This window comes from Glutamicibacter sp. ZJUTW (assembly GCF_008370855.1).
Taxonomy (GTDB): Bacteria; Actinomycetota; Actinomycetes; order Actinomycetales; family Micrococcaceae; genus Glutamicibacter; species Glutamicibacter nicotianae.
In genome coordinates, this window is the sequence record NZ_CP043625.1 from 26,563 (window position 1) to 52,466 (window position 25,904).

At 57.1% G+C, this 25,904-nt stretch carries 24 protein-coding genes and 1 pseudogene; 10 read left to right on the plus strand and 15 right to left on the minus strand.

Annotation, left to right across the window (positions count from 1 at the left end; all coding sequences use genetic code 11):
* Positions 1-241 precede the first annotated feature (241 nt).
* On the minus strand, positions 242-1,573 hold the full coding sequence (nhaA, locus tag F0M17_RS17190) for a Na+/H+ antiporter NhaA (RefSeq protein WP_149597811.1): 1,332 nt from the start codon (positions 1,571-1,573) through the stop codon (positions 242-244).
* A 457-nt stretch (positions 1,574-2,030) separates the two neighbouring features.
* Here nhaA and F0M17_RS17195 point away from each other — a divergent pair, with 457 nt between their 5' ends.
* Entirely contained in the window at positions 2,031-2,609 is a 579-nt protein-coding gene (locus F0M17_RS17195) for a recombinase family protein (RefSeq protein WP_149597812.1), read from the plus strand.
* A 133-nt stretch (positions 2,610-2,742) separates the two neighbouring features.
* A complete protein-coding gene (locus F0M17_RS17200; RefSeq protein ID WP_149597813.1) occupies positions 2,743-3,432 on the plus strand; it encodes a hypothetical protein in 690 nt (229 codons plus the stop codon).
* A gap of 147 nt (positions 3,433-3,579) precedes the next feature.
* Here F0M17_RS17200 and F0M17_RS17205 read toward each other — a convergent pair whose 3' ends face one another.
* Both F0M17_RS17205 and F0M17_RS17210 read right to left on the minus strand, forming a co-directional pair.
* On the minus strand, positions 3,580-4,389 hold the full coding sequence (locus F0M17_RS17205; RefSeq protein WP_149597814.1) for an AAA family ATPase: 810 nt from the start codon (positions 4,387-4,389) through the stop codon (positions 3,580-3,582).
* Positions 4,389-5,891, minus strand: a complete 1,503-nt coding sequence (locus F0M17_RS17210; protein ID WP_246857201.1) for a Mu transposase C-terminal domain-containing protein — start codon at positions 5,889-5,891, stop codon at positions 4,389-4,391. The genes F0M17_RS17205 and F0M17_RS17210 overlap by 1 nt, the downstream gene beginning before the upstream one ends.
* Between F0M17_RS17210 and F0M17_RS17215 the strand changes: the two genes are divergently transcribed.
* Positions 5,860-7,007 (plus strand): IS3-like element ISAar3 family transposase gene (locus tag F0M17_RS17215; RefSeq protein WP_149597804.1). Its coding sequence is split into 2 segments (ribosomal slippage): positions 5,860-6,133 and positions 6,133-7,007, totalling 1,149 coding nucleotides; the frame shifts between segments, so codons are not numbered across the junction. The two genes, F0M17_RS17210 and F0M17_RS17215, sit on opposite strands and share 32 nt — an antisense overlap.
* A gap of 145 nt (positions 7,008-7,152) precedes the next feature.
* Here F0M17_RS17215 and F0M17_RS17220 read toward each other — a convergent pair.
* Positions 7,153-7,719: a recombinase family protein gene (locus F0M17_RS17220; protein WP_149597815.1), complete on the minus strand. Its 567-nt coding sequence runs from the start codon at positions 7,717-7,719 to the stop codon at positions 7,153-7,155.
* A gap of 204 nt (positions 7,720-7,923) precedes the next feature.
* Here F0M17_RS17220 and F0M17_RS17225 point away from each other — a divergent pair, with 204 nt between their 5' ends.
* The 5 genes from F0M17_RS17225 (at position 7,924) to F0M17_RS17250 (ending at position 14,100) form a co-directional block, all read left to right on the plus strand.
* Positions 7,924-8,292: a helix-turn-helix transcriptional regulator gene (locus F0M17_RS17225; protein ID WP_149597816.1), complete on the plus strand. Its 369-nt coding sequence runs from the start codon at positions 7,924-7,926 to the stop codon at positions 8,290-8,292.
* Positions 8,289-10,229, plus strand: coding sequence for a cation-translocating P-type ATPase (locus F0M17_RS17230; RefSeq protein ID WP_149597817.1), 1,941 nt, complete (start codon positions 8,289-8,291; stop codon positions 10,227-10,229). Before F0M17_RS17225 ends, F0M17_RS17230 begins: the two co-directional genes overlap by 4 nt.
* Before the next feature lie 273 nt (positions 10,230-10,502).
* Entirely contained in the window at positions 10,503-11,684 is a 1,182-nt protein-coding gene (locus F0M17_RS17235; RefSeq protein WP_149597818.1) for an MFS transporter, read from the plus strand.
* On the plus strand, positions 11,674-12,537 hold the full coding sequence (locus F0M17_RS17240) for an aldo/keto reductase (protein WP_149597819.1): 864 nt from the start codon (positions 11,674-11,676) through the stop codon (positions 12,535-12,537). The genes F0M17_RS17235 and F0M17_RS17240 overlap by 11 nt, the downstream gene beginning before the upstream one ends.
* Before the next feature lie 318 nt (positions 12,538-12,855).
* Positions 12,856-14,100, plus strand: coding sequence for an IS110-like element ISArsp3 family transposase (locus F0M17_RS17250; protein ID WP_011689782.1), 1,245 nt, complete (start codon positions 12,856-12,858; stop codon positions 14,098-14,100).
* A 129-nt stretch (positions 14,101-14,229) separates the two neighbouring features.
* On the opposite strand, the gene F0M17_RS17255 is transcribed toward F0M17_RS17250, so the two are convergent.
* Positions 14,230-15,486, minus strand: coding sequence for a DDE-type integrase/transposase/recombinase (locus F0M17_RS17255; RefSeq protein ID WP_014317774.1), 1,257 nt, complete (start codon positions 15,484-15,486; stop codon positions 14,230-14,232).
* Between the two features lie 178 nt (positions 15,487-15,664).
* Here F0M17_RS17255 and F0M17_RS17260 point away from each other — a divergent pair, with 178 nt between their 5' ends.
* Positions 15,665-17,167 carry a carboxylesterase/lipase family protein gene (locus tag F0M17_RS17260; protein WP_149597820.1) on the plus strand — a complete coding sequence of 501 codons (1,503 nt, stop codon included), beginning with the start codon at positions 15,665-15,667 and terminating at the stop codon, positions 17,165-17,167.
* Between the two features lie 91 nt (positions 17,168-17,258).
* Here F0M17_RS17260 and F0M17_RS17265 read toward each other — a convergent pair.
* The 3 genes and pseudogenes from F0M17_RS17265 to F0M17_RS17740 form a co-directional block, all read right to left on the minus strand.
* Positions 17,259-18,156 (minus strand): IS5 family transposase gene (locus tag F0M17_RS17265; protein WP_149597821.1). Its coding sequence is split into 2 segments (ribosomal slippage): positions 17,259-17,804 and positions 17,806-18,156, totalling 897 coding nucleotides; the frame shifts between segments, so codons are not numbered across the junction.
* 546 nt (positions 18,157-18,702) lie between these two features.
* The gene (locus F0M17_RS17270) at positions 18,703-19,770 is read right to left on the minus strand and encodes an RES family NAD+ phosphorylase (protein WP_149597822.1); all 1,068 of its coding nucleotides are present in this window, start codon (positions 19,768-19,770) and stop codon (positions 18,703-18,705) included.
* A pseudogene (locus F0M17_RS17740) lies at positions 19,763-19,882 on the minus strand (ATP-binding protein); the annotation flags it as partial. The pseudogene F0M17_RS17740 and the gene F0M17_RS17270, both read right to left, overlap by 8 nt.
* Positions 19,883-19,938: 56 nt before the next feature.
* Between F0M17_RS17740 and F0M17_RS17285 the strand changes: the two are divergent.
* Positions 19,939-20,703, plus strand: a complete 765-nt coding sequence (locus F0M17_RS17285; protein ID WP_001389365.1) for an IS6-like element IS6100 family transposase — start codon at positions 19,939-19,941, stop codon at positions 20,701-20,703.
* Positions 20,704-20,822: 119 nt separating this feature from the next.
* Here the strand turns inward: F0M17_RS17285 and F0M17_RS17290 are convergent, their stop codons facing one another.
* From F0M17_RS17290 to F0M17_RS17325, 7 genes are all read right to left on the minus strand, one after another.
* Positions 20,823-21,056, minus strand: coding sequence for a hypothetical protein (locus tag F0M17_RS17290; RefSeq protein WP_149597823.1), 234 nt, complete (start codon positions 21,054-21,056; stop codon positions 20,823-20,825).
* Positions 21,057-21,563: 507 nt separating this feature from the next.
* Positions 21,564-22,559, minus strand: coding sequence for a DUF4192 family protein (locus tag F0M17_RS17300; protein ID WP_149597825.1), 996 nt, complete (start codon positions 22,557-22,559; stop codon positions 21,564-21,566).
* A 143-nt stretch (positions 22,560-22,702) separates the two neighbouring features.
* A complete protein-coding gene (nrdH, locus tag F0M17_RS17305; RefSeq protein ID WP_149597826.1) occupies positions 22,703-22,927 on the minus strand; it encodes a glutaredoxin-like protein NrdH in 225 nt (74 codons plus the stop codon).
* A 424-nt stretch (positions 22,928-23,351) separates the two neighbouring features.
* On the minus strand, positions 23,352-23,981 hold the full coding sequence (locus tag F0M17_RS17310) for a hypothetical protein (protein ID WP_149597827.1): 630 nt from the start codon (positions 23,979-23,981) through the stop codon (positions 23,352-23,354).
* A gap of 68 nt (positions 23,982-24,049) precedes the next feature.
* Complete coding sequence (locus F0M17_RS17315; protein ID WP_149597828.1) at positions 24,050-24,823, minus strand: ParA family protein; 774 nt, start codon at positions 24,821-24,823, stop codon at positions 24,050-24,052.
* A gap of 186 nt (positions 24,824-25,009) precedes the next feature.
* Entirely contained in the window at positions 25,010-25,342 is a 333-nt protein-coding gene (locus tag F0M17_RS17320) for a hypothetical protein (RefSeq protein WP_149597829.1), read from the minus strand.
* Between the two features lie 200 nt (positions 25,343-25,542).
* Positions 25,543-25,893 carry a hypothetical protein gene (locus F0M17_RS17325; protein WP_149597830.1) on the minus strand — a complete coding sequence of 117 codons (351 nt, stop codon included), beginning with the start codon at positions 25,891-25,893 and terminating at the stop codon, positions 25,543-25,545.
* Between the last annotated feature and the right edge of the window lie 11 nt (positions 25,894-25,904).

Below are 25,904 nucleotides of genomic sequence, written 5' to 3' on the forward strand. Positions count from 1 at the left end.
AACGGTCGTTTTTGGCACAGTAGTTTTCGAACTTCAAGGAAAAATTTTAGTTAGGTGAAAATTCAACAAATTTATCGACAACATAGTCGCAAAACCCAGTGCCACAAACTATGCATCGAAACATCATGCGCCACATGAGTATTGAAAGATCCATGCGCGCAGCATCTCTGCAGTACCGCGCACCATGCCTCCGCTGGTGACGAAAAACTACGCGTTCAATTGACCCTATCGCCAGCGGCGTCTATTTCCCCTGCTGATAGACATCCGGAATCCCATCCGCATCATCATCGATACTCTCCGCTGCAAGCAGCTTCCGATATTGACGATTGCGGATGCCCAGAAGAATGGATGCCAGAACCGCAGCCAGGATAGAGGCAGCCAGAATCGCTACCTTGGCATGATCGTTAGCTGGGTCCCCTAAGCCGAAACTGAGTTCAGCCACAAGCAACGAAACGGTAAAACCGATTCCTGCCAGCAGGCTCACTCCCAAGAGGTCCACCCACTTCAGCTCCGGGTCCAGAGTGGCCTTCGTGAACTTAGAGGTCAACCAGGTTGCCAGCAAAATCCCGATCGGCTTTCCCACTACCAAAGCAATCATGATGCCTATCGCCACCGGATCAGTTAATGCCGAAAGCAGCCCTTCCATCCCGCCTACGGCCACGCCGGCTGAGAAGAACGCAAAGACCGGCACTGCGAATCCAGCCGACAACGGACGGAAACGATGCTCGAAGATCTCCGCTAGCCCCGGACCACTTTCATGTTTGTCCTTTTTGGCCTGATGCAGAACCGGAATGGTAAAGGCCAGGGCAACCCCGGCGACCGTGGCATGAATGCCTGAAGCATGTAGCAAAGCCCAAGCTGCGAAGCCGATCGGTAGCAAGATGAACCAGGCAGCCGATGATTTGAGCCCGAAGAACCTTCGGTATTTCTGCGCCAAGAAGCCATACAGCGCTAGGGGAATGAGCGCCAGCAGCAACGACGTGGAATTGATTTCGTCCGTGTAGAAGAAAGCGATGATGGTGATGGCCATCAGGTCATCAACCACCGCCAATGTCAACAAGAAGATACGCAGCGGGGTAGGCAAATGCGAGCCGATCACCGCCAGAACCGCTACGGCAAAGGCAATGTCAGTGGCAGTAGGGATAGCCCAGCCAGAGATCGACTCCGGGTCAGACCAGTTAACGGCTGCATAGATCAGCGCCGGCACAACCACGCCGCCCACCGCTGCAGCGACAGGGACAATGGCCTTGCTGATCTGGCGTAAATCACCTGCGACAATCTCCCGTTTGAGCTCTAAGCCGACGAGGAAGAAGAAGACAGCCAATAGCCCATCGGCTGCCCAAGCACCTAAGGTCAGCTCAAGATGCCAAGGTTCGTAACCGATCTTGAAATCGCGCAACGCGAAGTAGCTGTCCGACGCTGGCGAATTCGCCCAAATGAGTGCGAGAACCGCGGCGACGACGAGCAGAACACCGCCAATGGTTTCCTTGCGGAGAATTTCTCCGATCCTCAGGGCTTCAAGGTAACTGCCGCGACCGATCAACGATCGTTTGAGAAGAGGAGGGGCGCCCATAAAATGGAGTCCTTACTGTGGGTTCGACAATCTTATTGCCGACCAGACTTCCCGGCGCACCTGCATTCAACCCTACGGTATATCCCAGTGGATCCCCTATCGGATGACTGATGAACGCGTCAGATTCCCACGGGCACCCAATGCCTTCCTTCCCGCAGCAGTTCTTTTTCAAGAGACGCAAGCGCTATGCACGGAATACTTCACCGCGCTTTACCGGGAACCTTGGTTAGGAACAGATTAAAGTTCGATTCCGCTCAATTACTGACGCCAGCATGTAGCGACGGACCTGCTAATGGGTCTTACAACTCATAGGTTGCAAGACGTCTCGTCGGCCGCCACTCGCCCAGTGAAAAATCCGCAGAAACTCCATGGAGCGAAATTCTCGCAACTATGTGTCGCAACTAATGACGTAGAATCGTGTCTACACCATTAGTTGCGAGACACTTTCGAAGGACCGATGACCAAACTGATTGGCTACGCCCGCGTTTCCACCAAAGCCCAAGACGCCGACCGGCAAATCCAAGACCTCCTCGACGCCGGCATCCGCCGCGATGATCTCTACATCGACCACGGCCAATCCGGAGCACTCGCTAAGCGCCCCGGGTTAGATAAAGCGCTGACCGCGCTGCATCCGGATGACACCCTCGTTATCACCACCCTGGACAGACTCGGTCGATCCACCCAGAAAATGCTCGAACTGGCCGAAGATCTACGCGAACGCAATATCGGGTTACGGGTACTCAACCTCGGCGGCGGCGACGTGGACACCAAAACGCCCATGGGTGCCATGGTTTTCACCGTCATGGCCGCCCTCGCGCAGATGGAGCTGGAGATCAAACGCGAACGCATCAACGACTCCGTCACCAAACGCCGCACCACCGGCGGCGATCTCGGCGGCCGGCGCCCGACCTTTACCGAGTCCCAGATCCGTACCGCGGAGAAACTCCTTCAGGCCGGCGAACCAGCAACACAAGTTGCCAAAGATATGGGTATGTCCCGCGCAACACTGTACCGACGGATCAAGGAGCTTCCATAACCAACCGGTGATCGACAAGGGTTATAGCGTTTCTTCCCCTTTGCATACTGTTCTAGAGTCCAGGTCACTCGTCGGTGCAATAGACTACGCTGAGCAGCATACGACACAACCTTTCCACGACTGGAGCTGGATCTTGGCCAGAACAAGAAAGACCGCCGCCGAAATTGCAGACCTCCTACGCAACGGCAAGGGAATACCCACTGTCTCAGAGGTCGAGAACCACGCTATCCGGTTCTACCCTCGACACTGGTTGAACCGGTGGGACGAAAACATGCCGGGCATTCCTTCCATCCTCCAAAGCGGAGAAAAGGACAGCAAAGGGCGACTTGCCCTCAGCCGAGGCGACCTATTCACTCTGGGTACCAAGGTGGAAACTGCACAAGATGCGGTCAACTTCTACGTCGCGGTCTGTTCATGGGGCGCCGGCGCCAAAGCCCGGGATATCTACCGTCGAATTCCAACATTGAGCGAACCGGACGTTGGAGGAAAACTCCTCGGCGGAATCATGCTCGCCAAAGACTCGAACGTCGAATCGGAAGAGGCCTACCGATCCTTCTGGACACGTGAGCAATACAGACTCAAAGGTCTAGGTCCAGCCTTCTTCACCAAGCTTTTGTACTTCGCAGCTGGCCCCACGGATAGCAAGAAAATGCGCCATCTCATTCTAGACAGGAAGGTCGCTGCTTCTATTGGCTGGCCTGACAAAGCCTGGTGGACTCCATCGGAGTACCGAGAATACTTAGAACTGATCAACAATGTCGTGGAACACCTGCCCGAAGCAGAACGCTCCGACTGCCTCGAAATGCGACTATTCAATCCCTAGTGCAACTCAAGGAATCTTCCCGAAACGCTATGATCCCCGTTCTGGGCCACGAGCTTTCGGTTCAGAGTTTCGGGAAACCGAAAACGTTGAGAAACTCCCTGTGACTGTTAGTTTAGTTTGGCGGTTATTTGCAGCAAAGATGGCGGTCTATGCGTGGCCAATGACAAGGGTTGAACGAGCGGCCTCTACGACTTCATCAGTGATCGTCGTGAGCTCATTGATCTTCATAACCCGTTCTATCTGAGCGAAGAGCCGGATGATCAACCGGAAATTCCCACGAGTCAGTCGGAGAATAGCCCCTACCGCTTGCGCATCAGTGAAATCATCCATGTTGAGCGTCAGCCCAAGTTTGGTCCACCATCGTTGCAAGACGAAAACTATTTCATCTTGCCCAAGTGCCTTATACTCATGGGCGAACCCGATGCGACTATATAGTTGCGGATAGCGGCTGAACTGCTTTTCCATCCCAGGCATACCAATAAGAATCAGCGCGATTTGGGTCCGGTCATGAAAGTCTCTCAGATACTCCACAGCAACAGCATTCAAACGTTCGCACTCGTCAACGATAACCAACTGAACGTTCCCAGGTCGGTCATGGGGTGGCGAGCTACGGTTGTTTTGGCTGATCAAATGTTCATCAACGCAAATGCTAAATCTCGTGGATACGAGCCGTAATTCGGATTTGAGCAGTTTGGCTGTGGTCATGACCTGAGGGTTATAGAACACGGTACGTTTTCGATTACACGCCGCATACATACGCTCATCGTTGTCGCTACGCGGCCCCCATGCTTGAAGAAATGGCTCCAGCTTGTCCCAGCTCGCATAAACCCGAGCTGAGTTTGTTTTTCCAACACCGGCCTGGCCGAAGCATATACCGATGGTTTTCTGTCTCCTGACCGCATCCGCAAACTCTATGAAGCGACGATGTTCTTTGGTGACGATGAGTTTCGAGCTCACTATTGGCTTCCCTCCTGATACGTGCGCAGCTTCTTTCTGGCTGATGGTGCAGCACTCGTCAGTGGCGCTTGTTCCAAATCTGTGTTCGCCTGGGTTGGGGATCCGAGTGACAGTTTGAGATTGATTTGATTCCGCAGTTCGCGCTTGCGCGCATTGCGTGCGGCTTGAATATCTTTGAGCGTCACCGTACTTGATTCATGTTCAGGATCGATCGCTTTGCAAATAAAGGAGTCTCGGTAGAACACTCGGATTTCCGAAATATCTCTGGGGTCATACCTAATAGTGACTTGTTCCCGCACGTATGCTGCTAGCAAAGGTGAAATGTAGCGAAGCCCTTGAAAGTGCACTCCATCGCGGTGCACCATTCGAGATTTGGCGACGGTGAGCAACAGCAGATTAAGATCATCAATGGACTCGGGGATGCGCGGGAGCCAGCCTTGACTGAGCCATGCTGCTGTGGGCGCCACTTTAGTCTCCGGGTGTGTTCGCTGGTGATAGTTCTCAGTAATGAAAGACTCGATTTTGCTGTCGAGCTCTTTAAGGGTGAGCTTCGGTGAAGAGGATGACTTACCACGAATGAGGTGGCCAGGTAGTGTCGGTAGCAGCTCAGTATTGATCGTTCCGAAGATCCGTTCAATCTTTCCTCGTCCTTGTGGACGTGCAACCGCTGAATAGACGATCTCGAAGTTCAGATCTTTAGCAACCTGAGATAAATGCAAGCTGGTGAAGTCAGTGCCGTGATCAACGTAGAGACGATCAGGTATCCCGCACATCGGCCATGCTGGGTCTTCAGAAGGCCAAATAGCATCTCGAAGGGCCAGCGCTGTAATGATGGCAGAAGGCGCACCGAGGAAAACCATGTATCCACAGACCGCGCGCGAGTAGTCATCCAGAATCACTGTCAGCCATGGCCTGGCTGGCTTCTGATTCGCATCAAGTATGAGAATGTCCAGTTCGGTGTGATCAGCTTGCCAGACTACATTTGGTGCTTCTGCACGGTGCCGCCACACCAACTCATATTTATCTCGATAGGCGACTGGACCTTGAAGTGCTAGCGTTCGCATTGCTGGATCTAGGTTTTGCACGATTGAACGGACGCTGCCATAGGAAACTGTTGGCCACCCATGCTTTTCAGCTGCGCTGAGGGAATCTCGATAAATTTGAGCGATGCTCAGTACCGGTGTCTGCAGCGCGCATCTCTCGATGAAAGCTACCAACTGCGGGTGAATTTTCGAACCTCGTCGGGCCGGCCTGGCAGGCAGTAATCCGGCGATCCCATCGTGGGTGTACGCATTTTTCCATCGCTGCAATGTGCGCAGCCCTACGCCGCTTTCATTCGCTAGCTCAACGAGAGTTTGTCCACCGTTGATATGTCGGGCAAGGATGTCCTGGTTGGGTCCCCGGAAAGTAGTCCAGTGACTATGCGAGTACTCGTGTCCGACAATGGACACAGGAGGAATCACAGAAACAATGGCACGCAGACACACACCAGACCAGGTCATCGCTAAAGTCCGTCAAGGACAAAAGATGCTCAACGACGGACACCCGATGATCGAGGTCATCAAGGAACTTCAGATCACCGAAGCTACTTGGTACCGCTGGATCAACCAGTACGGGTCCGAGAAAAACGCTGAAGCCAGCAAACGTACCAAGGAGCTAGAGAAGGAAAACGCGCGCCTCAAGAAGCTGCTCGCTGATCAGATGCTCGCCAACGACATCCTTACTGAGGTTGCCAAGGGAAAATTCTAAGCCCCGAACCACGCCGCCGTGCTGTACGGATGGCGATGGAAAAATTCGGGGCGTCCGAACGCTTCGCTTGCCACGTTCTGGGCCAGAACCGCTCGGCACTACGTAAGAAAAAAACACCGATGAGCTTTGACGAAGCGCAGCTACGAGCCGACTTGAGGGCTGTCGCGTCTAAGCATCCAACGTGGGGGTGGCGCAAAGCCCGCTGGCACTTGCTGGCCACCGAACGATGGAATGACACTGTCTTGAACAGCAAGCGCATCCGACGATTATGGCGAGAAGAAGGCTTGGTCTGTAAGCCCAAGCGTCGAAAGAAGCGGCGCACCGGCCCAGACGCTGGGGAACAGAAGCGGTTGACCGCCGAGTACCCGATGCATGTACTGAGCTTTGATTTCCAGTCGGATGTCACTTCTTGTGGCCGTCATATCCGGTTCTTCAATGTCATTGATGAGTACACGCGGACCGCTTTGGCGATCATTCCCCGCAGGTCTTTTAAAGCTGCTGATGTGGTGGCTGTTTTGGAGGACATCATTGCTGAAACTGGGATCCAGCCAACGTTTGTGCGGTGTGATAACGGGCCTGAGTTCACTGCTGACGCGCTGGTGGATTGGTGCAACACTGTGGGGGTGTCCACTGCGTTTATCGATCCGGGCTCACCTTGGCAGAACGGTTTTATCGAGTCGTTCAATGCGCAGTTCCGGCGTGAACAGCTTTCCGGGGAAATTATGGACACTATGGTGGAAGCGAAGTATTTGGCTGATGAATGGAAAGACATTTACAATCATGAGCGTCCCCATGGGTCTTTGGATGGGTTGACGCCGTCCCGGTTTTGGGATGAGTGGGTTAGAGAGAATCAGTTAGCTATCGCATAGCTGCTGGACTGCTTAAAGGGACCCAACCAGTCCCATCGGCTTGCGGCTGTTTCATCGCGTGCCTGATGACTTGCTGGTTCAGGCCGTGCACCGTTCGAAGGCATGGCTACATTTTGAACCTTGGCATGGTCTGAGGTCGAGGGTTTTAGTCTTGCGCTGTTTTCGACAATGCACGATAGACGGTGCTTCGACTCACTCCGAGTACTTCACCAATTTGAGTGAGGGTCATTTCCTGCTGCTCATAGAGTTGTCGGGCGGTGCGCAGCTTATCGGCAGTGAGCAAGGCGGGACGGCCGCCGACTTTGCCACGAGCACGGGCAGCCTGTAGACCGGCTTTCGTGCGCTCTCTGATCAGGTCCCGTTCGAATTCGGCCAAGGAAGCGAAAATGTTGAAGACCAATCGCCCTCCCGAGGAACTGGTGTCAATATTTTCCTGCAACGAACGAAACTCAATACCCCGTTGTTGCAAAGTATCAAGGTAGTCGATCAAGTGCCGGATGGATCGGCCTAAGCGATCGAGCCTCCACACCACCAACGTATCGCCTGGGCGCAGCTGGTCTAATACTGAGTCCAGTTCGGGGCGAGACTCTAATGCTCCCGACGCGGTATCGGTGAAGATTCGATAGCACCCGGCAGCAGTGAGCGCATCGTGTTGCAACCGGGCGTCTTGATCACCAGTTGACACTCGCGCGTATCCAAGAAGATGTCCCATGCCTTGAAATGTATCAAAACTCGTCAACCATCAATAGAACTGACCCATAGATTGTGAAACTGGGTTTTGAACCTCTGCGCGAAAAATTGACCCTTGAATTTTCAACTGAAATGGCGTGATGCAAATTCTTCAATTTCAGGATGTCAAAAACGAATGTTTGTGACACATGACCATATATACATCACATACTGTATAGTACAGTACATGATGAATATTGAGTCGCGGATCGAAGCGATGAACCGGCTCGGCCGCGCCATGGCCGACCCCACGCGTTCGCGGATCTTGCTGTCTTTGCTGCATGAACCGGGATACCCTGCACAGTTAGCTGAGGACTTGGGGTTGAGTCGAGCGAACGTCTCGAATCACCTGACCTGCTTGCGGGGGTGCGGGATTGTCGTGGCGAAACTCGAGGGACGTAAAACCCGCTACGAAATCACCGACCCGCATCTGACCACGGCACTGAGCGCACTCGTTGATGTGACCTTAGCCGTCGATGACCAAGTACCGTGTGTAGATTCTTCCTGCCCGGACTGCACTACCGATATGCCACGAACAGTCGAGGATAAAGTATGAGTTCCGCTTGCGGTTGCGAATCACCGGAAACCACCGCCGAAAACGAGGAAGAACTGCCCTGGTACCGGGATTGGCATGTGCTCATTCCTATCATTTCCGGTGTTTTCTTCCTCGCTGGCCTCGTCCTTGAATGGACTACTTCAAGTGACACCGCTGAAGTTATAGCCCTGGTCTTGTTCTGGGTCGGCCTACTGCTTGGCGCATACACCTTTGTTCCTAGCGCTGTGCGGAATCTGTTCTCGAAACGGAAAATCGGTATTGGGCTACTGATGACCATTAGCGCAACCGGCGCGGTCATCCTGGGCTACGTTGAAGAAGCAGCCGCGCTGGCGTTCTTGTATTCCATCGCTGAAGCCCTTGAAGATAAGGCCATGGATCGTGCACGCTCAGGACTGCGCTCCTTACTGAAACTGGTCCCAGAAACAGCGACGGTGATCCGTGGCGGTGCGCCAACCGTGGTCAGCGCATCAGAGATTCGGGTTGGTGATGTCCTACGTGTGAAGCCAGGTGAACGCCTCGCTACCGATGGGGTGGTCAGTCGGGGGTCTAGCAGTCTAGACACCTCAGCGATTACCGGTGAATCCATTCCCGTGGATGTGTCTGTCGGGGATCAGGTCGCCGCAGGTTCAATCAACACATCAGGATCCATTGAAGTGACCGCTTCAGCCAACGGCACTGATAACTCGTTGACTACGCTGGTGGGCCTAGTCGAGCAAGCCCAGGCAGAACGCGGTGACCGTGCTCGTCTAGCCGATCGTATTGCTCGCCCGCTGGTTCCTGGGGTGATTATCCTAGCCGTCCTGGTGGCCATCGTCGGTTCTCTTTTGGGTGATCCTGAAACGTGGATCACCCGCGCCCTGGTGGTGTTGGTTGCCGCCTCACCGTGTGCGATGGCGATTGCTGTTCCGGTAACCGTTGTTTCCGCGATCGGCGCTGCCAGTAAATTCGGGGTCATCATCAAAAGTGGTGCAGCGTTCGAACGGTTAGGTTCACTACGCCGTATCGCAGTCGATAAGACAGGAACACTGACCCGCAATCAACCAGCGGTAACCCGGGTTCACGCTGTTGACGGTGTGAACCAGGAGGAAGTACTCAACGTGGCCGCTGCCCTGGAACAACACAGCAGCCACCCCTTGGCCACGGCCATTAGCTCAGCGGTATCGGCGATTCCTGAAGCAACCGTCGTTGTTGAAGAACCTGGACATGGCATTAGCGGTGCACTCAACGGTGTGCCAGTCGCAGTGGGTAGCCCTCGTTGGATCACCCCGGGAACGCTGACACCTGCCGTTGAAAGCATGGAAGCGTCAGGTCAAACCTGTGTAATGGTGACCCGTGCAGGGCAGGTCATTGGTGTGATTGGCGTGCGCGATGAACTGCGCACTGAAGCACCTGAAGCGGTTCGTCTCCTGCGTGATCAGGGAATCGACGTGCTCATGCTGACTGGTGATAACGCACGTACTGCCCACGCGCTGGCTACTATCGCAGGCATCGACACTGTTCATGCCGAGCTGCGTCCTGAGGATAAAGCTCGTGAAGTCGCCGCGTCGGTGCAGCAGGTTCCAACAGGGATGATCGGTGATGGGATCAACGATGCCCCCGCCTTGGCTACTGCCACAGTGGGTATTGCGATGGGAGCGACCGGTGCTGATGCGGCCATTGAATCGGCTGATGTTGCTTTTACCGGCCATGATTTGAGGCTGATCCCGCAGGCTTTGTCCCATGCGCGACGGGGTCGAACCATTATGAATCAGAACATCGTTCTGTCCTTAGCCATCATCATTGTTCTGCTACCGCTGGCTATCACTGGTGCGCTGGGGCTAGCAGCCGTAGTGCTCGTTCATGAGGTAGCCGAGGTCATAGTGATTGCTAACGGATTACGCGCAGCTCGCGTTCACCGGGCACAACTAACCCGACAACCCGATACTGTTCTGGCCTAAAGATATCGTTAGATCTGTTGATGGCGGTGCACTGTTCCTATGTGGCAGAGTGCACCGCCATCAGTTTGAGAAGCCTAGGTCATGGGTACTGCTCGATACGCCATTTCTTGGTGTGAAAAACCGCCATTCGAGACTAACAGTCACACGTGACACGCCGAGACGATTGGGGCCTAAACCTATGGCCTAAACTCGCTTAGCCGTCGGGCGAGCGAGATACGTTAATGGCCATGAACGAACAAGCGAGAACGCGCATAGGATACGCCCGAGTAGGTATTGTTCTCGTTCGCCCTTGGAACCCTGGCAATGGTGGTGCCAATATTGGCCATTGCCGTGGGGTATAGCACGGTCGAAGTCGGGATGATGGTTGCACTTGCAGCAGTCTCGCAGTTAGTGACTCGGATCTTCTTGGGAGCACTGATGCGCAGGGTCCCAGACAAAGCCCTCCTCGTGGGAGCAGCGCTCATGATTGCCGTCTCGTGCGCTTTGATCGCAGTCTCAGATGCATTGGCAATTTTCGTAGTATCCCAGCTGGTCCAGGGCTCGGCTCGAGCCTTGTTCTGGACCAGCAGCCAGACGCACGCCGTCCGCATGTCGACCTCGTCTGTCAAGGGACTGACTGACGTGAATCTCGCCGCAGGGGTCGGAGCGCTGCTGGGACCTGCACTTGCCGGTTATCTCTGGGAACTTTCGACACCGCTGCCGCTGATCGTGGCGGCAGCGGCAGGATCGGCGGCCGTCATCCCTGCTGCCCTTCTGACCAGGCTTCCTGTGTTCGCTCCGGAGCATGCTACAGGTGGAATAATGGCGCGAGGCCTCTGGCGGCGCCCTGGCGTCGGTGCCGCCTGCTGGATGAACGCTGGAGCGGGAACCTGGAAGAGCCTCTTGGACTCCTACGTTCCCATCGTGCTTTCCCTTGCCGGGCAACCCGTCGCCGTCATCGGAATCCTGGTAGCCATACCCAACGCTGCCGTCCTGGCCGGAAGTGCATCTGCGAGCTGGCTGCGCAGGCGGGGAAACAGGACGTCCCTTCTCACGGGCCTCCTGGCCACGGGGACGGGCTTGGCCGCGGCGGGGCCACTGGCCGGCACCGCAGTTGCGGCCGCCGCCGCCCTCGCTGTTTCCGGCGTCGGTGCCGGGATCCTCCAGACTGTCGGACCGGCCATAGCTGCCGATGAAGTGCACCCGGAAGAACGCGGGGATGCTCTCTCCCTGACTGGTACGGTACGGGCTTCAGCGCTCTTCCTAACACCGTTTGTGATGGCACTGCTGGTCAGCGTGGTCCCTGTTGCCGCAGCGCTGGTCTCGGTCGGCGTCCTCATGACCCTTCCAGCAGCTGGAAGTATCCGCAGAAAAGACCTTCCAGCGCAGATCGCGCCAACAGAATCAGGTCCAGGCAGACCGCTCCAACAAACTCAGCTTGAAGCTCCCGAGAAAAAGGTGCCCGATGACAACTGAAACGACTGACACCACTGCTTCGGACATTCCCCGGCTGAAATTGCCGCACGGACATACCATTCCCCGGCTTGGTCTCGGAACCTGGCCGATGCGGGAAGACGAGTGTGAAACTGCTGTGCGTTTCGCGCTGCAGAGCGGTTACCGCCTGGTCGACACCGCGTTCCAGTACAGAAACGAAGAAGCAGTCGGCCGGGGCATCCGCACCGCCGGCGTCGCCCGATCCGAATTATTTATTTCCAGCAAGTTCAACAAAGAGTCCCACAGCATCGATGGAGTGCAGCGCGCCTACGACGAGAGCCTGCGCAAACTCGGCCTTGACCATCTGGACATGTTCATGTGTCACTGGCCGGTTCCGGCCTTGGGCAAGTACGTGGACGCCTGGAAGGGCCTTGTGAAGTTGCTGGAGGAGGGCCGTGTAAAGGCCATTGGAGTTTCAAATTTCAAACCAGCCCACCTGAAGGACATTATCGATGCAACCGGAGTAGTTCCGGACGTAAACCAGATCCAACTGAGCCCCGACCTTGCCCGGACTGAGCCGCGCGCTGTCCACAGGTTATTGGGAATAGTCACCGAAGCCTGGAGTCCTATCGGTCGGTCCTCCGGTCTGCGGGCGAATCCGCTGATCATCGAGATCGCTCAGCGCTTGAACAAATCTCCAGCCCAAGTCCTGCTGCGGTGGCATGTCCAACAGGACATCGTCCCCATCCCGCAAGCATCCGACCCTCTGTGGCTCAAAGAAAACTTATCCGTTTTCGACTTCTCGCTCACCGCGGGAGAGATGGCCTCGATTCGGAAGTTGGACAGGGGCGAAGAGGCCGCCCGTGATTCTGACTCACCCGAAAATGGCCATTGACTCGGCCTATGCTCCTCTCTCTGAAGTGAGTTTCTCAGGGGCGCTTTCGCTCCGCCGTGGGGGCCGAAAATGTACTGCTGTGGGGAACCTTTGCGGTGTCGGGGCTGCCGGAGCAGACTGAAGAGTGTGTTCCGGTCGACCCCGGTCTCTCTTTAGTGCCGGTGAGCCTGTAAGTGAGTTTGGTGGTGGAGGGCGCAGCTTTTGTCCGCGGGACCGTGGAATGTTGCCGTTGAGCACGAATGTCAGATTTGTTGTTTATCCGCCTTCCCCGGGACACAGACGCCATCTGTTGGACTGTTCGAGGAAGGGTGAGCTCTCATGGAGGTCATTCACCCGCGCTGCGCGGGTGTCGATATTTCAAAGAAGGACGCGAAGGTCTGTGTCCGCATCCAGGGCCGCGGCGGCCGGTCCACCACATCCACCATCACGACCTGGGGTTCGATGACGGGGCAGATCCTGGGGCTAAAGGAACACCTCCTGGACGAGCACGTGGATCTGGTGGTCATGGAGGCCACCGGTGATTACTGGCGCCCCTTCTACTACCTGCTTGAAGACGACGGACTGAACATCATCCTGGTCAATGCCCATGACGCCAGGAACGTCCCGGGCCGCAAAACCGACGTTTCCGACGCTGCCTGGCTTGCCGACCTGGGCGCCCACGGGCTGGTCCGGGCCTCCTTCGTGCCCCCGCCTCCGATCCGTGAACTGCGGGACCTGACCCGGGCCCGGACCATCATCACTCAGGAACGGACCCGGGAAATCCAGCGCCTGGAGAAACTCCTCGAGGACGCCTGCATCAAACTATCCTCGGTAGCTTCGAACATCACCGGGGTCTCCGGACGACTGATCCTCCAAGCACTCATCGACGGGCAGACCGACCCCGCGGCCCTGGCAGAGATGGCCCAACGCCGGCTGCGGTCCAAAATCCCTGAACTCACCCAAGCCCTCAACGGCCGGTTCACCGAACACCACCGCTACATGACCGGACTCTATCTGCACCGGATTGATGCCCACACCGCCGATATCAACGACCTCAGCGCCAGGATCGAGGCGGCGATGGAGCCCTTTCGTTTCGCCCGGGAGCTCCTCGTGAGCATCCCGGGGTTCAGCACCACCATCGCGGAAATCTTCATCGCCGAAACCGGCGCCGACATGAGCGCATTCGCCACCGCAGGGCAGCTGGCATCCTGGGCCGGTACTTCCCCGGGATCCAACGAATCCGCCGGACGGGTCAAATCCACCAAAACACGGCCCGGCAACCGGTACCTCAAAGGTGCCCTGGGCATCGCTGCTCTGTCCTGCGCGAAATCGAAGAACACCTACCTCGGTGCCAGATACCGGCGCATTGCCTCCCGGCGCGGACCCGCCAAAGCCCTCGTCGCCGTCGAACACTCCATCCTCACCGCAGCGTGGCACATGCTCACCACCGGCGAACTCTACAACGACCCCGGCGCCGACTACTTCACCCGGCAGACACCCGTTAAAACCATGGCCCGGGCCGTCAGACAACTAGAATCCCTCGGCTATCAAGTCATTCTCGAACCCCTGCAACAGACCGGATAACACCGCTCACCCCACGCACCCCACCGCACTCACCTAATTTTCATGTCAGAGGGGCGAGGGGACTCATTTAAATATGCCCGCGAAACAGCCCCGGTGACTCACGAAGGAATGCCCGCGTAATCCCTGAGTTTAGCTGGCTTGTTTCTTCCTTGTTCGGGCGGGTTTGACCCCGGCGGTCGGGTCGGGCTGCTTCGCAAGTTCGGCGGCTTCGAGTTTGCGGGTCTTGTCGGCGGCGAGCCAGGTGAGGCGCTGCTGGATCCGGTCGATCTCACGGGCGATATGCGCGGGATTCAAACTGTCCCGGTACGCGGTGAGCTCTGCAGTTCTCTCGCTGGTGAGGACACCGGAACGTAAGAGCCGGTCGAACGGGGTCGCAAGCGTGTCATAGACACGTCTGCGTCGGCCTTTGCCGTCGGTGTCCCAGCCGATGGGTTTCTTCGTCGGGGTGAGGAAGTTATGCCGGTCGTTTACCAGCGGCCAGAGCTCGCCCAGAAGCCGCAACTGTGCGGGAGTGTCGTACCGCCAGTAGAAGCCATACCTGCGTACGATCTGGTTGTTCTTGGACTCGACCGTGGCCTGATCATTCTTCTTGTAGGGGCGTGATCTGGTGAAGTAGATGTCGAGTTCGGCGGCCCACCCGATGACGTCGTAGTTGATGAATTCGCTCCCGTTATCAAAGTCCACCCCGGTGACCTCGAACGGGGTGTCGGCGATAAACCGGTCGAGCGCGTCACGCAGGTGTAGGTGCGCGTTGTTTCTGATCGACCGGGTGTAGGTCCACCCGGTGTGCATGTCTGTCATGTCCAGGGTCCTCGCGAACTCGCCCTTGAGCACAGGCCCGCAGTGAGCGACGGTGTCGCCCTCGAAAAACCCGGGCACGGCTTCGATCTCGTCCCCAGCTTTCCGGACGGTGATCGAGTTGCGTAGCAAAGGTCCTGGTGTGGTCGTGGTGATGCCGCGCAGCGGGTCCTTCGCGCGGGCGGGTGCGAGATAGCGGTCGATCGTGGCGGGGCTCATCGCCAGCAACTCGTCACGCACTCCGTCGGAGTAGCCGCCCTTGCCGGGGACTAACTCCCCGTGTGTTTCGAGGAGCATCAGCTGCAGTTCCATCGTGGCGGCGAGGTACTTCCCGCTGATTCCACCCGCGAACGCCCACACCCGATGCAACACCGCGATCGCCGTATCGGTGTACTTCAGCGCGCGTGGCTTGCGTTTCTTCGCGTTGACCCGGCGCGGCTGCAATGCGAGCTTCAACTGTCTGCGTGCGTTATCTCTGGACCAGCCCGTGATCGCGCACACCTCGTCGAGTAGTTTGCTCTTGGTGCCTTTTTCTGCGGCCGAGTATTGCCGCGCGAACTTCCTGGTTATCTCGTGTTTGGCTCGCATTGATAGCCCACTTCCCATGAAATAGATGATTCCGTTTCGCGGGCATATTTATGTGAGTCACCGGAACTGTTTCGCGGGCATATTAGGTGAGGCACGTCGAGGGGTTGACGAACGTCACATTTGCAGTCATTCTCTTGAATACAGAAATATTCTCTGCAAATTATGAAAGGTCGGTTCCATGCTCAACCCGGTGCTAACTCAAACAGGTCCAGTCCAAGGCCGTGAAGATGACGGGGTGCGCAGTTGGCTCGGGATCCCCTACGCCGCGCCGCCCTGGGGCCGGCACCGATTCGCACCGCCCCAGGCCCCTACTCCATGGAGCTCTGTTCGCGATGCCTCCTCGTACGGGCCCCCGGCGCCCCAGGGCCTGCAACTGCCTGGCTCGGAGATCCCGCCGTCAACCGATCCGGCACCTGACTGTCTGACCCTCAACATCTGGGCCCCGAGTGCAGCTCCAGAGGCATTGCCGGTCATGGTGTGGTTCCACGGCGGAGCCTACCTCGCCGGGGCAGGTTCAGAACGGGCGTACAACGGGACCGCACTGGTCCGCGAGGGCGTCCTGGTTGTCACCGTGAACTACCGGATGGGTGTGGACGGCTTCGGACAGATCGACGGCGCCGTTTCCAACCGCGGGATCCTCGACCAGATCGCGGCACTGGAATGGGTGCGGGACAACATTGCCGGCTTCGGAGGTGACCCGCAAAAGGTCACAATCTTCGGAGAATCCGCAGGCGCCGGATGTGTCCTGGCCCTGCTAACCATGCCACGCGCCCGCAATCTGTTCCATCGGGCCATCGCCCAGAGTATTCCTCGGATGTTCGTCTCCCCACCACTCGCGCACTCGGTCACCCAGGCCGTCGCCGCCGCAGCCGGCATCGAAGGAACAGCAGATGCACGCACCCTTGCGACGTTGACTCCTCAGACGCTGGCCGACGCAACGCGGCTGGTCATCAGCACCATGGGAAACCGCGCCGACGAATGGGGTACCCTCGCCTACACTCCCTCGCCGTTTGGGCCGATCGTGGACGGAGACACGATGCCGGAGGACCCATGGACGGCGCTTCGAAATGGCGCCGCCCGCGAAATACCCATAATCACCGGCCATACCCGCGACGAATACCGTCTTTTCACCGCCCAACAAAAGCGGTTTAGCATCACCACGGAAGAAGCGGACACCGCCCTGCACATCTTCGCACCCAACGGAGACGCCGACGGCTACCGCGCCATTATGCCGCAAGCAGAACCCGGGGAGCTCTACGAAAAGGTCAATACCGACTACCTGTTCCTCGCCCCTACACTGCAGGCTGCCATGGCCGGCGCCGACGCCGGGGGACACGTGTTCGTCTACGAGCTGTGCATCGACCCGGTAGGGGGCATGGGCTCCCCGCACGCCATTGACTTGCCCTTGACCTTCAACACCCTGGACACCGGAATGGGAGCGCTGATCCCGGAGCCAACTGACTCAGTGATCGAATCCGGCATCCGGATGCGCAGCGCATGGACCCGCTTCGCCGCAACCGGAAACCCGGGATGGCCGCAGTGGGGCCCAGACCAGTCGGTACAGATATGGGGCGGCGAGAACCCTGTGGTGCGCTACCCCGAATCGGAACGGCTTGAACTGTCCCTGACGGATAGTTGCGGCGCCCTCGAGCTATTGCAACATCAAGAGCTGGGCCGGTGAACGCCCAACCAGGACGCCGCCACCGCTTTCATCCTTACCCGGCCCCGTGATTCACACGATCGAACGCTGCGCAGGAATTCTTCCTCGTTCGCTAGGGCGTGTCTCCTAAAGCTGTCAGCCAGATGATGATTGCCCGGAGAACTGCTCCGCCGCGGTAAGTCAGGGCGAGCTTGTCATAGCGGGTCGCCAGGGCCCGCCATTGCTTGAAGATGTTGAAGTTTCGTTCGACGACATTTCGGCCCTTGTAGTCCTCTTTGTCGAAGGCAGGCGGCCTGCCACCGGTGGAACCTCGTCGCTTTCGGTGGCCAATCTGGTCGGACGGTTGCGGGATGACTGCGGTAATACCGCGGTCGCGGAGGTGGGTTCGGATCGCTCTCGAGGAGTAGGCCTTGTCACCGCGGACGCGGTCCGGGCGGGTTCTGGGTCTGCCCTGACCCGCCCGGTTGATCTTCAGCTGGTTCATGAGGTGGGCGAACATCGGCGCGTCCCCGCCCTGGCCCGGAGCGACTAGCAGAACCAAGGGCCTGCCTTTGCCATCAACCAAGGCGTGAATCTTGGTGCTCAATCCGCCCCGGGACCGTCCAACCGCATGATCGTCCGGCTCAGCAAACAGATTCATGTAATTCGAACCGGCCCCCTGTGGTGCGCGGCAGGTTGGTGCCGTGCTGGTGGGCACGGTTCACCGTCGAATCGACCGAGACCGACCAATCCACTTCACCCTGAGAGTCCGCGACCGTCAGCAATGCAGCCAGGATGCTGTCCCACGTTCCGTCACCGCTATAGCGACGGTGACGCTTCCAAATGGTCTGCCACGGACCGAACTCGGCAGGCACATCCCGCCACGCGATCCCGCACCGATACCGGTAAATGATGCCCTCGACCACGCGCCGGTCATCCCGGAAAGGACGACCCTGACGACCATCAGAGGACGGCAACAACGGCTGGATGCGGGCCCACTGCCCATCGGTCAAAACAGAAGTACGCGACACCCATCAAGCATCCCGGCTAAACCAACTTGAATTTAGGAGACACGCCCTAGTCGAGAACGGTGCGGATGTGGCTCCGACCGCAAATGTGCCACAAGCTGTGGCACTTGCTACGTTGTCGCAATGATTCCCAGGCGCGCACGATCGCCGTCATGTACTTCAGGTTGCGGGCAGAGATCCATTTCATGTGGCAAACCGGAAAACCGCATGTTTCAGATTGATTCATCTGGTGGTATTCGCAGAGTACTAGACGACATATGGTTCTTATCGGCCAGTTCCGACTCATCGGTTTAAACAGAGGGCCTATCCATTATGCCTGTTTTGGCCACGCTGTTGTCAACAACGGCTAGTTACATCTCCTACTGCAGTTCTTGCGCTACGCGGTCCTTCAGAACTCCGATCAGACTGAACTACACCCCAACCTGACGTCAGATTGTCCCCCGCTAAGGCAGTCAGAATAGGGTCTAAAGCATCGGTTTCCGACAGATTAGTAAGAGGGTCATAGAACCCAGCTGTACATTTGGCGCTTGTCGGACTGTGTTACGCGGTTCAAGGCAAAGGGGCCGGCAAAGGAATGTCGCTGATGTCGACTGACACCCGGAGGACGTGGGAGACCACAACCTCAGAGCCATGGGCAAGGTCGGGTTCGAACAGCGCCAGATTAATTCCGTCGCTAACGGAACTGCTGTAGACAACGCCCTGGAAGCCGCGCTTCTTGATGAACTCGCATAGGTACTGGCTAGGGATGTATTCGAATGCGGCGCTGCGCGGTTGAACTGGCTTGGTGAGTTCCTCGCCGAGGCGTTCTAGCAGCGGAAGGCCTCCCCTGACACGAGATATTTGTTCTGCGCTTTCCAAGATGAACGGGGAGATCCTCGCCCGCGGATCCCGTAAATCGACAGCGCGGATCGGGGGCAACGTGAACTTTGCCACGCTTGCTTTCTCCCCTGTATGCGGACGAACCTCAGCAACCGCCGTGCCAGGTTCCGAACCTAAGTAAAGGTATCTAATACCCGCCGGGTTTGCACGCCCGTGTCCCGCCAAATGTCGAGGCGGAGCGCCCATATCTTTGAGAGAATATGGAACCTCATCAGACAGAAGTCGGGCACGGAACCACACAGGAGGAAGCTCATCATTGGGTACGATGAGCTGATCCAACAGCTCCCCCAATCGATCCAAATCAATCGGGTCCTTTAGGAACCATCGATTTCGGTGCATCATCTCATCGCGAAGGTCATCCCAGCGTTGAGGACTCTCATTGCTCGATATCTCAATCGGACTGAAATTCCGGCGTACTATCTCACCGTCATTGAGAATGTCGGCGAGAAGCTCCTTAGCGTGGGCGTCATCCATGATCGGGTGCCCAAACAGGCGCCAATCTTGTCTCAGCCAACTAACTAAGGGATAACCGGTGTCATCCTCTACGTAGCAATCAATCACCATCTCGAACCATTGACTCAAGGCGCACGGATCAACGAGAAGGCTCGCCTGAGTATTGCAGTAGCTGCATCTCTCCTCGTGCGGTTGATTATTGCGATCGGCCGCAACTTTCGGAATGATGCTCCTTGTCAGGCCCGGGTCACCAAAGCACGCCGCACAGCAATACTTGTCAGGCATTTGCCCCTCGCTGGTGGAAGTCAGCCAACGTCTCAAGGTGATGCTTTATGGACAGCTTCTTGATATACCCAAGTCCGGGGAAGTGCCCCCGCGAATACAAGTCACGGGGCTCTGTTGCAAAAATCGTGAAGCTTGAGCATGCTTGGCGGAGATTGGACGGACGGAACGATGACGGATTTCAAGTGGCGCCATTTCCAGGGTGATGTGATCCTGTGGGCGGTGCGCTGGTATTGTCGCTATCCGATCAGCTATCGCGACCTTGAGGAAATGCTGGCGGAACGCGGCATTTCGGTCGACCATACGACGATCTATCGCTGGGTCCAGTGCTACGCCCCGGAGATGGAGAAGCGGCTGCGCTGGTTCTGGCGGCGTGGCTTTGATCCGAGCTGGCGCCTGGATGAAACCTACGTCAAGGTGCGGGGCAAGTGGACCTACCTGTACCGGGCAGTCGACAAGCGGGGCGACACGATCGATTTCTACCTGTCGCCGACCCGCAGCGCCAAGGCAGCGAAGCGGTTCCTGGGCAAGGCCCTGCGAGGCCTGAAGCACTGGGAAAAGCCTGCCACGCTCAATACCGACAAAGCGCCGAGCTATGGTGCAGCGATCACCGAATTGAAGCGCGAAGGAAAGCTGGACCGGGAGACGGCCCACCGGCAGGTGAAGTATCTCAATAACGTGATCGAGGCCGATCACGGAAAGCTCAAGATACTGATCAAGCCGGTGCGCGGTTTCAAATCGATCCCCACGGCCTATGCCACGATCAAGGGATTCGAAGTCATGCGAGCCCTGCGCAAAGGACAGGCTCGCCCCTGGTGCCTGCAGCCCGGCATCAGGGGCGAGGTGCGCCTTGTGGAGAGAGCTTTTGGCATTGGGCCCTCGGCGCTGACGGAGGCCATGGGCATGCTCAACCACCATTTCGCAGCAGCCGCCTGATCGGCGCAGAGCGACAGCCTACCTCTGACTGCCGCCAATCTTTGCAACAGAGCCAATTTTCGATTGGCGCTGACTGATAATCGCGATTGAGCTTTTTCGTGCCCATGTGGGCAGGAGGCTTAAGAACGTTTGGCGGCCGTTGGATCTGCTGAAGGTAGGGTTTCCATCCAGCGCGTGCTATCTATCGCTACTTGTAGGGCGCTGAGTGCCTGGGCTACGGCTGGCTTGGTATCGCGGTAGTCCTGGTTCCAGTCATCAGTGCTCATGGTGATGCGGCCGGCATTGGCGAAGTCTTCGAGTTCGTTGGATAGGTTGATCAGGTCTTGATAAATATCTGACACGTTGCGGGTCATGGCTGCTGTCCTTACTCGTTGGTGCTCGGCGGTAGACTATCGAATTTGACCGACAGCCTAGGCAGCCAGGTTCCGAAGGTTTCACCTTTTTCGTCTTCCCAGATCACGTGCACTAGGTGCGGGGTGCGCGCTGTAGCGCGCGCCTGGACTTGTACTGTCCCGCTCAGCGTATAGACCTTGGCCGTGGCTGTTTGGTGAGGTTGGATTGATTCGCCTGGGTAGTCCCCCGGCAGCATCCGCACAAGCCGATATGGCTTGCCCTGGTGAGTGAAGTGGTGCCAGGGCTTTTGCGCCTGGGGTGAGGTTTGATCGCGGCGGCCGGGGGAGCTTGCGGCGGAGGCCGCCGCGACCGGTTTCTGCAGCCGGCCGGTGTGGTCTTGGCTCTGGTTGCACGATTCCCAAATGCTTAGTGAGCTGTCCATGTTTCTTATTGTCCTCTTGGTTGATATGCCTGTGCCGGGGTGCGGGGGAAATTGTGGATTTCCCCCGCACCCCGGCTAGGTTGGCTTACTTACCGTAGGCCGATTTCGGGATGCCTAGGTTTAGCATCAGTGTCCGTAGGCCGGTTGCTAGGCTGTGCTGTGGCTCTTCTTCAAGTGCCAAGTCCAGCATGGCGAATGCCTGTGTCATATTGCCGGTGACCCAGTGGCTCCATCCAAGTGCGCAAAGGATTCCAGCTCGGGGTTTCGTTCCGGCTATGAGCGTTAGTGACTCGTGGAGCATGTTTGCTCCTGCTTCGAAGATCTCGCGGTCTTCGATTGCTCGCTGTCCTAGGTAGATCTCGCGGAGATCTTCGGTGCCGTTGGCGACTCCTGCGAGTCCTGCAACGGCCAAGTCACGACCTACGGCGCTCATGAAAGTTCCGGCGATCCATCCTGCGATTTCTTCCGTGACCTTGCCGTTTTCCGCGTAGTCGGCAATGGTCGTTGCGAGCTCGTGGGACAGCTCGGCCGATGCATCGGCGACGTTCTCGTGCTCTCGGTTTTCCAACTCTGCCATGCGTGCCACTGCGGTGGACATGACGGCCATGCTGGACTCTTCGCAGGGGTTGACATCCTGCGCGCGTCGGCGGTTCTTCACCGTGAGCATGTCCTCTAGGGCAATGTCAGTTTTGAGAACTTCGGCGTAGTCCACTGCGTCGGAGCGATCTCCGAAGTAATCCATAACCTTGCCGTCTGCGACGAGTACGGCGTGGTTTACGGGGATGCCGTGGCGCGAGAGCAGAATTGATGCTTCGCGGTAGGCTTCGCCCCGGAAAACGTCGTTCTCGTCGAAAATGACGAGGAAAGATCCGTCCAACTCGTCCGCGTCGGTTACTTCGATGACGATCTGTTCCAGGATTGCCAGCCACTTAGTCCAGTCCCCCGTCTGGACCAGTTCAGCGCTGACGGTGCCGAGGATGTTGTGGCCCTTGCGGAACGCCAGCACTACGGCTTCCGCTGGGTCGATTCCCAGTGAGGAGCGGACCAGGGCGACTAGTCCGGTGTTGAGTGAGGTAGCCATTTGACTGCCTTTCTGTTGGTTGGAAGCAAGAGCCCTTTTCGAGACTTTCTCTCAAGGTTTCCCTCCCTTGCTTCTATATCCAGTTTAGTCGAGTTATTCATTAAATGCAAGTTGTGAGCCTGATTTTCTGAACCTTTTCACGTCTAGAGCTGGCTGATTTTGTCCGGCCTGAAGCCTGACCATAGATCAGATTCGACCACGACAACAGGCGCTTGCATGTGCCCCTGACTCCTAAACTTGGTCGCCATGTCCTCATGTTCAGTTAGGTCAAGCTTTATATAGTTAATGCCTTTAGCGTCTAGCGCGCGATAGGTGGCGTTGCATTGCACGCAGTTAGGCCTGCCGTAGACGGTGATTTTCTCGCTCATGGCCCTAGCCTTTCTTGTAGTGTTGTTGCTTATTTTCATTTTACTCTTGTTATGGTTCTTTTCCAATAGATTCTTTTTATTCATTTAATCTTTTGCTTGCCTGCTGTAGTTGCACACTTCGCAAGTTTTCGACGCATATTGCATGGGTTCCCCTTGCCCCGATAAATGCCGAAATGCAGTTCTGGAAGTGCTGTCAAGGGTGGGCTTTAGCCCATCGGCGCAGCCGACGCGCAGCGCCCTTTACAGTGATTCCAGAACTGCGATGATGAGGCATCGGGGCAAGGAGAACCGCAACACCAGGTGAACGCGCCGCTAGGCGCGTTGTGTGGGGCATAGAAATAGCCCCTGCCGTAAGGGAAATACAGCAGGGGCCGGATGTCTCCAACAGAAAGGAGGACGGTTCTATTTTGGCACAGGTACGGGTTTAGCGAACCAGCTTGTTCGGGAGTCGCGCCGGCGGCTCTGGCAGCTCTCCCCCGTTGCGCTCTGTAGCTTTCTCGATGGCTTCTTCCAGGGCTTCGACGCACCACTGGCTTACGCTTGGCCAGCGGCCGGCTTTCTGGTCTTCAGCGATTCCTTGGCGCATGGCCATGATGTCGGACTCTCGCACCACGAAGGATCTTGCCTTGCCCTGCTGCGCGTCGGCGCGTGGCTCTCGTGCCTCGGCGGCTGCTTTGCGCTGCTTGGCTGTCTGGCGGGAATAGAGAGACAGTGCTTCACCTAGCCAGCGGCTAAAGGTGTTGGCCTCTCCCCCGTTGAGCCAGTCCGCCAGGTAGGCTGCCTTTGCGTCGTGGAAGTGGCTAGGTGCCAGGTATACGCCGACTCGCTCAACGTCCACCGTGCGAGGTGGACGGCCAGCGGATCTTGCTGCTTTGGGAGACTCGGCCTTGGCCGCAGTCGAAGTGGGCTTGTCCGCAGCGGCCGCTTCGGATGCGTTGGGTACTTCCAGCTCGCCGCCGACTGCTTCTAGGTCGCGCTCACGCTTGGTCTTGGCCTGCCGCTCCTTGTTCTGCTCCGTGCGCTTACTCAGCGAGGCCCTGGACGATGCTGCCATGATGTCTCCTTAGTCATCCCGGCTTCTCTTCCGGGGTTATGCATTTAATTCTTTAATGTGCTTTTTGTCTAGCTCGTCTGCTTTTCCAGACTTGCTGATAAAACGGCTTCAAGCGCTTTCTTGTAGTCCTGAGCCACGGGGGAATCTGGCGCATACACCGATGGCGGCATCATGGCCACGTAGGATTCTTTGACCTTGACCGATTGACGCACCATTCCTGTAACGCGCTCCCCGTACTCGTCTTGGAGATTCTGCAAGATTTCACGGTCTAGGACTTGGCGCGTATCAAAGCCGGTTGGCATGATCCAATTGACCTTGGCTTCTGGTCGGCGCATCATGCGCGCAATACGCTTTTCAACAAACGCTTCGAGAATGGGGATCTGGTCGAATGCTTCGACCTGGGCGGCCATTGGCGCAACGATCACGTCAGCTGCGGCTAGCGCTGCATGGGTGAGGATGCCCAGCCCTGGCGGGGTGTCGATGACTACTGCATCCCAGTGGTCGGCCAGTGTCGGCAGGTGGTGTTGCAGCGAACCAACGATCTCGGGGTGGCGCTCGGCATCCATCAGCGCGCGAGTTCCAACAAGAACATCAACGCCCGGAACGGTGGGTGATGGCACGGCTGCTTCTGCGGCCGTCGCCTCCCCCGTGAGAACGTCCATTGCTACCGCTTCGATTTCCATATAGTCATCGATGCCTAGGCGCGTGCTGAGGTTGCCCTGCGGCTCTAAGTCGATGGCCAGCACGCGCAGGCCGGCTGCGGCCAGCTGGGCGGCTGCTTCGGAAGATGAAGTTGTCTTGGTCGAGCCGCCCTTGGGGAGGGTGAAAGTGTAAATAATCATGATTACCTAACTATTCTCGTTTGTGCTGGTGGTGGTTTATGTTGACTATCTCAGCATATGCGAGTTATTCAATAAATGCAATAGTTTCGAGTGGTGCGATATGCTGATTATGTGCTCCGGGGTGGTTCCCGGTTGCTATGTTGACGTGACCCCCACGGCGCTCTAGCGCCGTGGGGGTCATTTTCTTTAGGCCAGTGGGCCGCGCCAGCGGCTTAGGGTTGTGCAGCCTTGCTTGCTGTCCAGGGCCATGCAAACACGCTTGCCGTTGTAGTGGCCTTTGAAATCTTCGTGAATCTCGCCCCAGGGGCGGAAGATGGCAGATTGCAGGCCGTAGCGCTCGATCTCGTCGCGCACGGTGCCCGTGTGGGCGTTTGCATCGCGGTAATCCGCTTCGGCGCGGTCGCGGGTGCTGCGCTCGGGACCGATTGCGCCATCATCATACATGGCGATGTATGCAGGGTTTCCGGTGAAGGCGCGGATGATCCGGCTGTGAACTCCCGGCATGGTGGGCTTGTCCATTTTGCGCTCCTTGTGTTGTGCGGGTGGTTATTCCGCTTGTGTTGCTGTGTTGACTATTCCAGTTTAGCGCAGTTATTCATTAAATACAACTGACTTGTCTGATTTTGCCTTGTAATTTCAGCGATTCTCTCTAGTCCCGCTTATCATTCATGACAATAAAATAAGCCCCATCCGCAGGGATGGGGCTTATTCGCTCTGGCTTAGATCAGCCGGGGATTTAGTACCTGGTCGCCGTCATAGTCGAGTGCGAGCATGAGCGTTGAAATCTGTTCCGCTCCGACGTTTACCGCCTCATAGTGGGTGACAGGCTTTCGGCGCGCGATGTAGGTTACTTCCACGTCGTAGAGATCGTTTCCATTGAGGGTGACACTGACACGCATGATGCGTGGGCTAGTGCCGCGTCGTCCGCTCTTGGTGATCGGCAGGATTCGGGCTAGGAAAGTAAATCCCACTTCCTCGTTGTCTGCGGTCAGGGCTGCCGGCTGCTGCATCCCCAGGCTCATGAGTGAGCCTAGGCTGATCTGCTGGCGAATGGTGGTTGCAATGCTCATTTGTGCTCCTT